Origin of the sequence: Pseudomonas fluorescens HK44 (assembly GCF_000217955.3) — a bacterium.
Taxonomy (GTDB): Bacteria; Pseudomonadota; Gammaproteobacteria; order Pseudomonadales; family Pseudomonadaceae; genus Aquipseudomonas; species Aquipseudomonas fluorescens_AQ.
The window spans coordinates 511,508-524,777 of record NZ_AFOY02000015.1 but is presented as its reverse complement, the minus strand read 5'-3'; the positions used below and the strand labels follow the sequence as shown (position 1 = coordinate 524,777).

Genomic DNA, 13,270 nt, shown 5'->3' with positions numbered 1-13,270 from the left:
CTCAGATCTGCGCCAGCGCCTGGGCCAGGTCGGCGCGCAGGTCTTCGACATCCTCGACCCCCACTGACAACCGAATCAGCGCATCGCCGATGCCAAGCTCTGCGCGGGTTTCGGCGGGGATGCTGGCGTGCGTCATGATCGCCGGGTGCTCGATCAGGCTTTCGACCCCGCCCAGGCTCTCGGCCAGGGCGAAGATCCGTACACTCTCGAGGAAGCGCTTGGCACCGGCCAGGTCGCTGTCCAGGTCGAGGGAAATCATCCCGCCGAAACCGTGCATCTGCCGTTGCGCCAGTTCGTGCTGCGGGTGCGACGGCAGGCCCGGATAATAGACGCGCGCCACCTGCGGCTGATGCGAAAGCCAGCGTGCCAGTTCCAGCGCGTTGCTACAGTGGCGCTCCATGCGCAGCGCCAGGGTCTTCACTCCGCGCAGGGTGAGAAAAGCGTCGAACGGCCCGGCGATAGCCCCCACTGCGTTTTGCAGAAAGCCCAGGCGCTCGCGCAGTTCTGCATTCTGCCCGACCACCGCAATGCCACCGATCACATCGGAGTGGCCGTTCAGGTACTTGGTCGTCGAGTGCAGCACGATATCGAAGCCCAACTCCAGCGGCCGCTGTATCCACGGGCTGGCGAAGGTGTTGTCGGCCACACAGATGATGCCCCGCTCGCGGCAGGTACGCGCGACAGCGGCAAGGTCGGTGATGCGCAGCAAGGGATTGCTCGGCGTCTCGACCCAGACCATTCGCGTGTCGTCCTGCAGCGCCGCTTCGAATGCCGTCAGGTCGGTCAGATCGACGAAGCTGAAGCGATGCCCGGCGCTGCGCCGACGCACCTTGTCGAACAATCGGAAGGTACCGCCATACAGGTCGTTACCGGAGACGATGTGCGCGCCGGTGTCGAGCAGTTCGAGCACGGTGGAGATCGCCGCCAGCCCGGAGGCGAAGGCAAATGCCTGGGTGCCGCCCTCGAGGTCTGCCACACAACGCTCCAGCGCAAAACGCGTCGGGTTGTGCGAGCGCCCATAGTCGAAGCCCTTGTGTACTCCGGGGCTCTGCTGCAAGTAGGTAGAGTTCGCGTAAATCGGCGGCATCAACGCCCCGGTGGTCGGATCCGGCGCCTGTCCGGCATGGATCACACGGGTGGCGAAGGCCCGTGGCGTGGCGTTTTCATCGTGCTGACTCATGTGAGGGATCTCCGCAAGTGATTGAGCATGTCGACTCGAGTGATCAGACCGTGGAAGCCCGAGGCGTCGGCGATGATCGCCACCAGCCCACGGTCGAGTTCCGCCTGCAACTCAGCCAGGCTGGCGCCGGGAGGTAGCGTTTCCAGCTTGTCGGTCATCGCGCTGGCCACGGTCGCACGGAAGTGCGAAGCGTCTTTGTGCACGTCCAGCAGAATATCCGATTCGTCGATCACCCCGACCAGCCGCTTTCCGCCCACCAGCACCGGCAGTTGCGACACATCCGCCAGGCGCATGCGCTGGAAGGCGGTCAGCAAAGTGTCGTCCGGACCGACGCTGATCACCCGGCCATCCTCGAAGCGCCGTGCGATCAGGTCGCGCAAGTCGTCGTAGCGCTTGCGCGCAAGCAGGCCCTGATCGGTCATCCACTGGTCGTTGTAGATCTTCGACAGGTAACGGGTGCCGGTGTCGCAAACGAAGCTGACCACCCGCTTCGGCTCGGTTTGCTCGCGGCAGTAGCGCAATGCTGCCGCCAGTAATGTCCCGGTCGAAGAGCCGCCGAGAATGCCTTCGGCGCGCAGCAGTTGGCGCGCATGATCGAAACTTTCCTCGTCGCTGATCGAATAGGCCTGGCGCACGCTGGAAAGGTCGGCAATCGATGGAATGAAGTCTTCGCCGATGCCTTCCACCGCCCACGAACCGGGTGTGCCGAGGGTGCCGCTGCGGCTGTATTCGGCCATCACTGAGCCGACCGGGTCGGCCAGCACCATTTCCAGGTTCGGCTGCACGCGGCGAAAGAAACGGGTCAGCCCGGTCAACGTGCCGGCCGAACCGACACCGACGACGATGGCATCCAGATCATGTTCGGTCTGCGCCCAGATCTCCGGAGCGGTGCTGCACTCGTGGGCCAGCGGGTTGGCCGGATTGTTGAACTGATCGGCGAAGAACGCGTCGGGAATCTCCTGCGCCAGCCGCGCGGCAACGTCCTGGTAATACTCGGGATGGCCCTTGCCGACGTCGGAGCGGGTGATGTGTACCTCGGCGCCCATCGCCTTGAGGTGCAGGACTTTCTCGGTGGACATCTTGTCCGGCACCACCAGCACCACCCGGTATCCCTTGGCACGACCGACCAGCGCCAGGCCGAGGCCGGTGTTGCCGGCGGTGGCCTCGACGATGGTGCCGCCCGGTTGCAGGCGGCCATCGCGCTCGGCGGCGTCGATCATCGCCAGGCCGATGCGGTCCTTGATCGACCCACCGGGGTTCTGCGACTCAAGCTTGAGGAACAACGTGCACGGGCCGGTATCGAAGCGGCTGACGCGCACCAGCGGCGTATTGCCGATCAGCCCGAGCACAGCCGGGCGAGAGTTGTTCGGCATGTCTTCACCTCCTTGCGGACTATCACATTGGATGGACTGCAACCGACGGTGAGTCAACGTGCGCCCATCGCAGGGAATATCTCGCTTGGACCATAGGCCGGGATTGTGCTGCTCGCAACTTTACGCCGCCATTTGCGTTCGACTGAGAAGCAGTCGTAGACCCTGCTTCCTCGGTCGTTCTGGAAGACCGCATGGCATGATTTTACGCCTGCTTCGCCCGAGCGCGGACCGATCCGAACACAGGCTTCGCCAGGAGGCGATTTCAAAAAAGGTATCAACCACAAAATCCGTTAAACCGCCCGACACCTGTGATAAAAATATTGGTCCTGCTTTTGGAGGCTGCCATGGATCTCGCCACGCTTACGTTGTTTCTTCCCGCCTGTTTCGCCCTGAACATGGCGCCTGGCCCGAACAATCTGCTCTCGGTCAGCAACTCGACCCGCTACGGTTACCGCATGTCCTGTGTCGCCGGGCTCGGGCGTTTGCTGGCGTTCGCCGGCATGATTGCCTTGGCCTCAGCCGGGCTGGCGGTAGTACTGCAAACGTCGGAACTGCTGTTTTACGGGATCAAGATTCTGGGGGCGGCCTATCTGTTCTACCTTGCGGTTCAGCTCTGGCGAGCCAATCCGCAGGCTGAAAGCGCAGTTGCGAGCGCGCCGATTGGCATCATGGCATTGGCCCGGCAGGAGTTTCTTGTCGCGGCTGGCAACCCGAAAGCAATTTTGATCTTCACCGCGTTTCTCCCACAGTTCGTCGACCCGACGAAAGCCGTGACGCCGCAGTTTGCGGTGCTGGGAGCGTTGTTTCTGGGGCTTGAATGGATCGCCATCAGTGCCTACGCCTATATGGGTTTGCACATGCGTCGCTGGTTTGCCGAGCCACGTGGCAAGCGAATTTTCAATCGGTGCTGCGCCGGGTTGTTGTCAGCAGCAGCGTCGGTGCTGCTAATGGCCCGCAGGGCCTGAATCCCCTTTAACGTTAAGGTACTGATCCCCCATGAACCTGAGTATTTTCTACGCCTTGAGCGCGGCCGCACTGTTTGGCGCCAGCACCCCGCTGGCCAAACTGCTGGGTGTGGAGGTCTCGCCAATTTTACTGGCGGGGCTGCTGTACCTGGGCAGTGGCCTCGGCTTGACCCTGGTCAGGTTTATCCGCGACCGCGGCTGGCAGGCAACCGGCCTGACAGCCGGCGAGTGGCCGTGGCTGATCGGTGCCATCGCCTTCGGCGGTGTGCTTGGGCCGGTGGCATTGATGTTCGGCTTGACCCTGACTTCAGGGGCGGCGGCCTCGCTGATGCTCAATCTGGAATCGGTACTGACGGCGCTGCTGGCCTGGCTGGTGTTCAAGGAGAACGCTGATCGGCGAATCGTTGCGGGGATGTTGGCCATCGTCGCTGGCGGAGTGTTCCTGGCCTGGCCGCAGGACTCGACACAGGCGCAAGGCTGGATCGGCCCGCTGGCCGTCGCGCTGGCCTGTGCCTGCTGGGCCATCGATAACAACCTGACCCGCAAGATCTCGGCGTCCGATGCCCTGTTCATTGCCGGTATCAAGGGACTGGTTGCGGGAGCGGTCAACTGTACGCTGGCGCTGTCGTTGGGGGCCAAACTGCCGAACATCGCCACGCTTGCGCCAATACTCCTGGTCGGTTTTCTCGGTTACGGCATTAGCCTGGTGCTGTTCGTGCTCGCCCTTCGCGGCCTCGGCACGGCACGCACCGGCGCGTACTTTTCGACCGCGCCGTTTCTGGGGGCGGCGATTGCAATCCTGATCCTCGGCGAACCGGCTTCACTGACGTTCTGGATCGCGGCCCTGCTGATGGGCATTGGCGTCTGGATTCACCTCACTGAAAGCCATGCGCACGACCACCAGCACGAGCCGCTCATTCATGGTCACCGGCATGTTCACGATGAACACCATCAGCATGAGCATGACTTTGAATGGGATGGCAGCGAACCCCACAGCCACGTTCACCAGCATCAGGCGATCCGGCACAGCCACCCGCACTTCCCGGACATCCATCACCGGCACAAGCACTGAAGGCGGTTCAGGCAAACCGACAAAATGCTTTGCCGCGCGAGGGCTTTTCAATCGGCCCGGAGAGGAATACTGTAGAGATACAAACTTTTTTTGAATGTATCTCTACATGAAAAACTGGCTCGCGTTAATCCTTGGTCTACCGACCGCCAATGCCACCGAGCGCATGCGAGCCTGGCGGGCCCTGAAAGCCTCTGGGGCAGCGGTGTTACGCGATGGCGCCTATCTGTTGCCGGACTCCGACGCCTGTCGTGAAGCGCTGGCCTCGGTCGAGCGCGATATTCTGGCCATCAATGGCACCGCCTATGTCCTGCCTGTCGTCGACCCCCATGGCGAACGCTTCGTAGCGTTGTTCGACCGTAGCGATGAGTACAGCAAGCTAGGCGCCGAGATCGACGCCTGCCGTGCACAGCTCAATACCGAGAATGCACTGGCGACCACCAAGCAGATTCGCAAGCTGCGCAAAGCCTACGAACAGCTGACCACTATTGATTATTTTCCTGGCAAGCCGAAGCTGCAGATCGACGCGGTTTTGCAGGAACTTGAGACCGCTGTCAGTCGCGCATTGTCGGCGGACGAACCCCATAGCCGCGACCAGCCAATCGTGCCGCTGAGTCTCGCGGACTTTCAGGGTCGCGTATGGGCAACACGCAAACGGCCCTGGGTTGATCGACTGGCCTGTGCCTGGCTGATTCGACGCTTCATCGATCCACACGCTCGGATCCTCTGGTTGAACAGTCCGCAGGACTGCCCAGCCGGTGCCCTGGGTTTTGATTTCGATGAGGCGACCTTCAGTCATGTCGGCAACCGTGTGACCTTCGAAACCCTGCAAGCCAGCTTTGAAGTCCAGGCGCCCGGTTTGGAGCGCATTGCAGCCCTCGTGCACTACCTCGACATCGGGGGCATTCAGCCAGTGGAGGCTGCCGGCATCGAACGAGTGCTGGCCGGACTACGCGAAACCATGACGGATGACGACCACTTGCTGGCTGCTGCGAGCGCCATCTTCGACGGCCTGCTTGCCGCGTTTGTGAAAGAGGAACACCCCAATGAGTAAGGTTTCTCCATCGCTCGTTGAAGCCGAACTGCCAAGGCCTGAAGCGATCAGTTTGCGTGAGGCATTCTGGTTCTGGCTCAAGCTTGGTTTCATCAGTTTCGGCGGGCCGGCAGGACAGATCTCGATCATGCACCAGGAGCTGGTCGAACGACGGCGCTGGATTTCCGAGCGGCGATTTCTGCACGCCCTCAACTACTGCATGTTGCTGCCAGGGCCGGAAGCCCAGCAGCTGGCAACCTACATCGGCTGGCTGATGCATCGAACCTGGGGCGGTGTCATCGCAGGCGGGCTGTTTGTGCTGCCCTCGCTGTTCATCCTGATTGCCTTGTCCTGGATGTATATCGCCTTCGGCGACGTACCGATAGTCGCCGGGCTTTTCTATGGCATCAAACCGGCCGTGACCGCCATCGTCGTTCAGGCGGCTCACCGAATCGGTTCGCGAGCGCTGAAGAACAATTGGCTGTGGGCCATCGCGGCGGCGTCGTTCGCGGCGATCTTTGCATTTGATGTCCCCTTTCCGCTGATCGTGCTCAGTGCGGCCTTGATCGGCTACCTGGGTGGCCGTTTTGCTCCCGAGAAGTTCAGGATCGGCGGCCACAGCGCTGCCCAAAAATCCTACGGCCCGGCATTGATCGATGACGACACCCCCTCTCCCGAACATGCCCGGTTCAGTTGGTTGAAACTGGCGCTGCTGACACTTATCGGGGCGGTGTTATGGGCGTTGCCAATGGCAGTCTTGACCACACTTTTTGGTTGGGAAGGTACCTTGACCCAGATGGCCTGGTTCTTTACCAAGGCGGCACTGCTGACATTTGGCGGCGCCTACGCGGTGCTCCCGTATGTCTACCAGGGCGCAGTCGGACACTATGGCTGGCTGACACCGACACAAATGATCGACGGCTTGGCGCTGGGGGAAACCACGCCGGGGCCGCTGATCATGGTGGTGGCTTTCGTCGGCTTTGTCGGGGCCTATGTTTCGCAGGTGTTCGGCGCCGACCAGGTGTTTCTCGGCGGCGCCGTCGCGGCGACGCTGGTGACCTGGTTTACCTTCCTGCCTTCGTTCCTGTTCATCCTCGCCGGTGGCCCGCTGGTGGAGACGACGCACAACGAACTCAAGTTCACCGCGCCGCTCACCGGGATCACTGCCGCTGTGGTTGGGGTGATTCTTAATCTGGCGGTGTTCTTCGGCTATCACGTGCTGTGGCCCAAAGGGTTCAGCGGCACCCTCGACTGGCCCTCTGCGCTGATCGCCATTGCCGCAGCGATTGCCTTGTTTCGCTTCAAGCGTGGCGTCATTCAAGTACTGATGGCCTGTGCGCTCATGGGGTTGGCAGTGCATCTGTTGCGCTAGAGAGCGTGCGGCGATCAAACGTTTCCTGGCAGGCATCGGGCCTGCCGGATCATCCAGCCTGTCGAACCAGGCAGGAGGTGTTCCATGAGGTGGATTACCCGTGAACGACCCAAGATTGATCGCATCGCTTGTCCTTGGTTGATCACTCGTTTTATTGATCCACAGGCTGAGTTCCTGTACGTCCCCAGCAGAGAGGTTCTGCGGCTTGCCGCTGAGAAAGATGCAACGCCTTACGATATTCCGGGCGTTGAGCTTTCCCACGTAGGTGAGCTGTGCAGCTTTGATGCGTTCCTGAAGAAGTACCAGCTCAGTGATCCAGCCTTGCAGCATTTGGCCAAAATCGTGCGCGGGGCGGATACCTCCCGCCTTGATCTGACGCCGCAATCGGCTGGGCTGTACGCGATTTCGCTGGGATTGTCGCAACGCTTTGCCGATGACCAGGAAATGCTTTCGCACGGATTGATCATGTATGACGCGCTGTACGCTTGGTGTAAGGAGTGCCAAGGCGAGACACATAACTGGCCTCCGCAGATGTGAAGACGCCTGTTCACACCGAAGCCCGACCCAGAGCCGGGCTCATGATCAGTGAAACCATGATGGCCGAATGCGTTAATGGCGCCGCAACCTGCGCGAAAATTCGAGCGCAAGAGACCGGGTGCGATCCTGCGGGCAGACCTTTAATCTGCCTGCAGTACCTGAACTTCTGCCTGGAATTTCCATGCCCTATCACCCCGCCAGCCACTACCTGTCCGCCATCGACCCGGACTGGGCGCGACACATCGCCGCCATCGGCCCGTGCCTGCATCAGCCAAAACCGGCTCGCGATCCCTATGAAGCGCTGGTTCGGGCCATTGCTTATCAGCAACTCCATGCCAAGGCCGGCGATGCCATTCTCGGGCGTTTGATAGCCCTGTTTCCCGACTCGCCGTTCCCGACGCCCGAGCAATTGCTGGCCTGCGAATTCGAGGTGCTGCGCGGCTGTGGTTTCTCCGGCAGCAAGATCGCCACGCTTCAGGGTATCGCCCAAGGCGCGCTGGAGGGGCTGGTGCCGGATCGTTCAAAGGCGCTGTCGATGAGCGACGACGCACTGATCGAACGCCTGACCCGATTACGCGGGGTCGGCCGCTGGACAGTCGAGATGCTGCTGATCTACACCCTCGAACGCATGGACATCCTGCCCGCCGACGACTTTGGCGTGCGCGACGGCTACCGCCGCCTCAAAGGTCTGGAGCAACAGCCAAGCCGCAAGCAGATGGTCGATATCGGTCAGGCTTGGAGCCCGTATAGAACCGTCGCGGCCTGGTATTTGTGGCGAGTACCGAACCCATGAAACGCTTTGTGCTGATCAATGCTCAGGGCGAAGCGCTAGACAGCGCCGAACCCGGACAAGTGGGCGGTCATCGACGATCACGAATCTACGGTCGACTCGACTGCCCTGCTGCACTGCGTGCCATTGCCCGTGGCGGCTATGTCGCGCACCGGGTGTTTTTCGCCGATGAAACCACAGCCCGTGATGCGGGTTATCGACCGTGCGCGGTGTGTTTACCGCTGGCTTATGCGCAGTGGAAAAAAGCAGATTGATTGAATTTCAGACCTGACTGGCTGTTTTTGGTTGCGGATTCAACCGGTGGGCGGATTGACAACGCCGGGCCAACAACCGTCTCTTACCCTTGAGTATCTTTCGCAGCGCTAATCATGAAGCGAGTCAATGAAGGTGACCGTACGTGCAAATCGAACAGCACATTTTCGAATGGGTTATGACCGACAACCCACCCACTACCGCGAAAGTGTTCGCGACAGTAAGTGCTGATTGACAGGCGAAACTGCGTCACGCCCCCGTAGGGATAGTTGCCTGTCAATTAAAGGTGAACCTTCAGGAGGGCTTGCGAAAATGGGTTCCCCTGAAATGGGCTGTCGTGTCGATCAGTACCGATAGGTTGCCTGCACTGAAATTCCATTTGCACTGTTTTCGTAATTGGCACTGTAGGCCGGTTGAAGACCGGAGGTGTTCGGCTGATTTACCGAGACTTTGGAATCCCAGAGATAACCATAAGCAAAGTCTATCGTCAGATCGGGAGTCGGCAAATAAGCGCCGCCCAAGGTCACGACTTGGCGGTTACCAACCGGAACGCGCACGCTGCGATCGGCATTTCCAATTGGCGACGGATCATAGGCGTAACCTGCGCGCATCAGCCATTGCGGGGTCAATTGATAGGATGCGCCAACTGCGGTGGACCACGTGTCGTGCCAGTTCAATGGTTCTCCCACACGCTCCAGACCCGCACTCTGGCCAAGGGCGGAAACATCGCTGTTGATTGCCTCGAACTTTTCGAGCCGGCTCCAACGTTTCCAAGTGGTCCCCAGGTATCCCGTCCAGCGACTATTGAAATGATGGGTGATGGACGTATCCACCGATTCGGGCATAGTAAGATCTATCTTGGCGGGATATTTTCCGTCCAGCGGGATAACGCTCGGGGAGCCGGAAACCTCAGTATGCCCTTTGAGGTGATAGTTCACCTTCGAGTGATAGTTAATCCCCCAACTCGTTGCCTCACTCAAGTCAAACAAGAGGCCGACGTTGTAGCCAATTGCCGTGTCATCGCCTTTGATGGTGACCCGTGTGTCCTGGCCGTTGTTCAGGGCACCGGTGGCCAAGTAATTCTGAAGGTTTGCATCGAAACGGTTTATGGTCGGTCCGCCACCAATGGACACGTAATCATTGATCCGATAGGCAATGGTGGGCTGCAGGGTTACCTCCTTGGTCGAGCTATAGGAACCATGGTAGCGGCCCTGAAAACTGCTTTCGTAGTCATTGATCAGACCACTCGGAGCATAGAGGCCCAGACCAATCGAAAGACGATCATCAAGCGGCGTCGACATATAGGCGAAAGGCACGACCGCCAAAGGTACCGAGTCCCCCTTATTCGTTCCTGAGACACTGCTCCGCGCATCACTAATTTCGTCGCTCCCCGAGATGATCCCGGCCCCTCCGGAAATCTCACTGCGCTGCAACTTGGTCAAGCCTGCCGGGTTTCCGTAGATGGTGCTGGCGTCCAGCGCGGAGGACGACCTTCCCGCATAAGCCGTTCCCGCACTGCTGGCGCTTTGTTCGTTAAGGGCAATGCCATTCGCGCTTGCCAGTGTAGAGGCGCTGAGCAGTGCCATGGCGCTGGTGAACTTGATCCACGCAGCACACTTGCGCTGAGCTGAGAGACACAGGACCGCACGGCTATTGAGTTTCATATTCCACCTCTTGTTTATTGTTTTTGTTGATTGCACGCAGGCAAGGCTTCGCCTTCCTGTGCACTTGTCAGTGCCAGTTGGAGTGGATCGAAGTTGTGTAAAAGGCCCTGACTGATGAGTGCCAGGACCTGTTTGCTGGACTTACGAAAGCGAATTCGGGCTCATTCAAGCCACTCGACTTGAAAGCTGTAGTGTCCGAGGAGAGGAGCCAGGACTTGCTGGTCAGTTCCGGCCCTGATGCAGGCGACAGTCCCTCGGCGATTATCCTGCACGACCTCCACTGCAATATCCGAAAGCCCCAGGCGTTCCACTGCCTGATGGACCACTCTGGCAATTTCCCGCTGCTGCAAGGCCGGCTTGAATATCTTGCCCACGGCAGTCAGTGGCAGCGCTTCGAGGATTTCAATGCGCTTGGGAACTGCTGCCCGCTCGCTGATGTGGAGATGAGCGAACGCCTCAAGTTCTTCGACGTTGCAGGCTTGCCCGGGGCGCAGTTGAACGTAGGCGACCGGCACCTCACCCGAGTAGACATCGGGGCTGCCGATTGCAGCGGCCAGGGCGACAGCAGGATGCGCCTGCAGAGCCTCCTCGATTTGCTTGGGATCGATGTTGTGGCCGCCGCGGATGATCAACTCCTTCTTGCGCCCGGTCAGCCAGAAGTAACCCTGCGCATCCTGGCGACCCAAATCACCCGTATTCAGCCAGCGCTGACCGTCGATATCGATCCAGAGGCCGCGGTTATGGCTCTCCTCCAGATAGCCACCGAAGAGGTTCGGACCACTGATCGTGATGAGGCCGGTCTCATCCACATTGGCATCACGCACGTACTCTCCAGAATCATTGAGCAAGACTGCACGCATATTCTGGTAGGCGATCCGTATCCCGATGGAGCCTATATGACGCTCGCCATGAGGCGGATTGATCGAGGAAACGCAGGCGCCCTCAGTCAGGCCATAACCTTCAAGGATCTTTACTCCGGTCCGGCGCTCGAACTCCCGGAAAAGCTCAGCTGGCATAGGGGCGGCGCCACACATGGCATAGCGAAGACTGGATAGGTCGCGGCCCTGCCATTCATTTTGCAACAGTGCAGCGTAGACAGTGGGTACGCCGGAAAAGAAGTTGATACCGAAGTGCTCGACCATCTCCCAGAATCGTTGGATCACCCCCTCGCCACGATACCCATGAGGCGTCCCGAGGATCACATGGTCGCCTTGAGTCCAAGGCATCAGTCCCGTCACCAGTTGTCCATTGACATGAAACAGCGGCAGGCCACAAAAGATAACCTGGCCACTGCTGCGTGGCTGCATGTGAGCAGCCATGGCCCATGCATTGAACACTTCCGAGCCATGGGTACGCGTGGCGATCTTGGGGAGCCCGGTGGTACCGCCAGTACAGATGTAGGAGGAGCACTCATCCTGGCGAATTTGCCGACCGCTCTTCAGGTGTGTGTGCGGCTGCGTATTCATCAGCGATCGCCAATCATGGATCGCGATTGCGCTGTGCACGGCTCGCTCCTTCAGTGCCACGGCTTTCAGGATCCCGCGCACAGGTTCGGCGACATAGGGTTCCATGCTGATCCAAACGACAGACCTGACTGCGGGTAACTGATCCAGCTGCGAAGCCAGTTTGGGCCACAGATCGCTACCCGGAGTCGGCGCGAGTGTCACCACCACGGAGGCCTTCGCGGCATTCAGCAAGCCGGCCATCTGCTTGGCTTCGAGCAGAGGATTGATTGCCATGACGATACCTGCCGCCTCCCCGCCCCAAATAGTGAAATGGGTTTCCGGCAGGTTGGGCAGGATGAACGCAAGCACTTCGCCCGGTTTTATGCCCAGGTCATGGAAGGCATTCGCCGCACGGGTGATATCCGCGAAGAGCTCGGAATAGCTCCAGTCGTGGGTGTTTTTGAAGTCAGTGGCGTCGGCGAAGAAACTCAATGCGGGCGCGTCGGGAGTACGCCCGGCCGCACGTCTCAACGCTTCATAAGTGCTGGAAGACAGGCCACGCTCCGGCAAGGGGACTCGTTCGAGATTTTCAATGTCGCTCAACGTCTGCACGACCATCAGACTTCCTCCACGACACGGTTGCGTTGCACGCCGAGGTCAATCACACCATCGGCACTGCGAATGCGCGCCTCGACCACGTCACCCGCCTGGAGATACTGCGTCCGACCTTCCTGCGCCTTGAGGAAAAACTTCCACTTGGTGGCTTCCGGCATCAGCGCCGCAATGCGTTGTTTGGCAGGCGAAGGTACCGTTAGCGCACAGCCCGCAGGGGTACCGGTGGCGATCAGGTCTCCAGTGGCGAGATCTTGCAGGGAGGAGAGCTCGGTCAGGGTTTCTGCGGGGCCGTAAACCAGATTCGCCGTGCTGTCGTTCTGTCGCACCTGGTCGTTGACCGTCAGGCGCAGCTGCAGTGCTTTGAGGTAATGCATGTCCTTGGCATCCAGAAGGCAGAGGTAGGGACCGACCGGACCAAACGTGCGGAAGCTCTTGCCCTTGTAGAACTGCATCTGGGGAATCTGAATGTCGCGAGCCGAGTAGTCATTGACGATGACGACGCCGGCGATGAACTCATGCAGGTTAGCGTCGGTGACAGTCACGGCGCCGGTGATCGCGCGTTTCATCACCAGCCCCAGTTCGATCTCGTAATCAAGGAAGCGCACGCTGCGCGGCTTGATCAGGTCGCTGTCAGCCGCCACCAGGCAACTCGTCGCCTTGGTGAAGATCATGTTGAATTTCTTCGCATCCGGGTCCATGCCCGACTCGATCATGTGCTGACGGTAGTTGGCGCCCTGGCAGACGAACTGTTGGTTACGGGTCACGGGCGACAGCAGTTTCACTTCGCCTTCATCCAACTCCGTACCGTTTATTCGAGCGAGGTCGTCGATACTGTTCTGGCGAATGAAGTCACCGGTGGTTTCAAAAACACCGGGAACAATAGTGATACGGCTTTGGCGAAGCACGCCCCAGTGGATACCGTTCTGAAACTCAAAGCGGACGACGTGTACAGCAGACATTGAAGGTACTCCTGGA

The 13,270-nt window shown here is 59.7% G+C and carries 12 protein-coding genes; 7 read left to right on the top strand and 5 right to left on the bottom strand.

Annotated features, from left to right (window positions below; all coding sequences use genetic code 11):
• Position 1: 1 nt before the first annotated feature.
• Positions 2-1,180 carry a cystathionine gamma-synthase gene (locus HK44_RS15085; RefSeq protein ID WP_019690673.1) on the bottom strand — a complete coding sequence of 393 codons (1,179 nt, stop codon included), beginning with the start codon at positions 1,178-1,180 and terminating at the stop codon, positions 2-4.
• On the bottom strand, positions 1,177-2,553 hold the full coding sequence (locus tag HK44_RS15080) for a pyridoxal-phosphate dependent enzyme (protein ID WP_019690674.1): 1,377 nt from the start codon (positions 2,551-2,553) through the stop codon (positions 1,177-1,179). Before HK44_RS15080 ends, HK44_RS15085 begins: the two co-directional genes overlap by 4 nt.
• Positions 2,554-2,897: 344 nt before the next feature.
• Between HK44_RS15080 and HK44_RS15075 the strand changes: the two genes are divergently transcribed.
• The 7 genes from HK44_RS15075 (at position 2,898) to HK44_RS15045 (ending at position 8,573) form a co-directional block, all read left to right on the top strand.
• Positions 2,898-3,518, top strand: a complete 621-nt coding sequence (locus HK44_RS15075) for a LysE family translocator (protein WP_019690675.1) — start codon at positions 2,898-2,900, stop codon at positions 3,516-3,518.
• A gap of 31 nt (positions 3,519-3,549) precedes the next feature.
• Positions 3,550-4,590: a DMT family transporter gene (locus tag HK44_RS15070; RefSeq protein ID WP_019690676.1), complete on the top strand. Its 1,041-nt coding sequence runs from the start codon at positions 3,550-3,552 to the stop codon at positions 4,588-4,590.
• Positions 4,591-4,696: 106 nt separating this feature from the next.
• Positions 4,697-5,641, top strand: a complete 945-nt coding sequence (locus HK44_RS15065) for a chromate resistance protein ChrB domain-containing protein (RefSeq protein WP_024264962.1) — start codon at positions 4,697-4,699, stop codon at positions 5,639-5,641.
• Positions 5,634-6,992 carry a chromate efflux transporter gene (chrA, locus tag HK44_RS15060; protein WP_019690678.1) on the top strand — a complete coding sequence of 453 codons (1,359 nt, stop codon included), beginning with the start codon at positions 5,634-5,636 and terminating at the stop codon, positions 6,990-6,992. Before HK44_RS15065 ends, chrA begins: the two co-directional genes overlap by 8 nt.
• An 84-nt stretch (positions 6,993-7,076) precedes the next feature.
• Positions 7,077-7,529, top strand: a complete 453-nt coding sequence (locus HK44_RS15055) for a chromate resistance protein ChrB domain-containing protein (protein ID WP_019690679.1) — start codon at positions 7,077-7,079, stop codon at positions 7,527-7,529.
• A 181-nt stretch (positions 7,530-7,710) separates the two neighbouring features.
• Positions 7,711-8,322, top strand: coding sequence for a DNA-3-methyladenine glycosylase family protein (locus HK44_RS15050; RefSeq protein WP_019690680.1), 612 nt, complete (start codon positions 7,711-7,713; stop codon positions 8,320-8,322).
• A complete protein-coding gene (locus HK44_RS15045) occupies positions 8,319-8,573 on the top strand; it encodes an Ada metal-binding domain-containing protein (RefSeq protein WP_019690681.1) in 255 nt (84 codons plus the stop codon). Before HK44_RS15050 ends, HK44_RS15045 begins: the two co-directional genes overlap by 4 nt.
• 342 nt (positions 8,574-8,915) lie before the next feature.
• Here HK44_RS15045 and HK44_RS15040 read toward each other — a convergent pair whose 3' ends face one another.
• From HK44_RS15040 to HK44_RS15030, 3 genes are all read right to left on the bottom strand, one after another.
• Positions 8,916-10,235, bottom strand: coding sequence for an outer membrane protein transport protein (locus HK44_RS15040; RefSeq protein ID WP_019690682.1), 1,320 nt, complete (start codon positions 10,233-10,235; stop codon positions 8,916-8,918).
• Between the two features lie 161 nt (positions 10,236-10,396).
• Complete coding sequence (locus tag HK44_RS15035) at positions 10,397-12,298, bottom strand: acyl-CoA synthetase (protein WP_019690683.1); 1,902 nt, start codon at positions 12,296-12,298, stop codon at positions 10,397-10,399.
• Positions 12,298-13,254 (bottom strand): fumarylacetoacetate hydrolase family protein, encoded by a 957-nt coding sequence (locus tag HK44_RS15030; RefSeq protein WP_019690684.1) that lies wholly within the window; start codon positions 13,252-13,254, stop codon positions 12,298-12,300. Before HK44_RS15030 ends, HK44_RS15035 begins: the two co-directional genes overlap by 1 nt.
• Positions 13,255-13,270 lie beyond the last annotated feature (16 nt).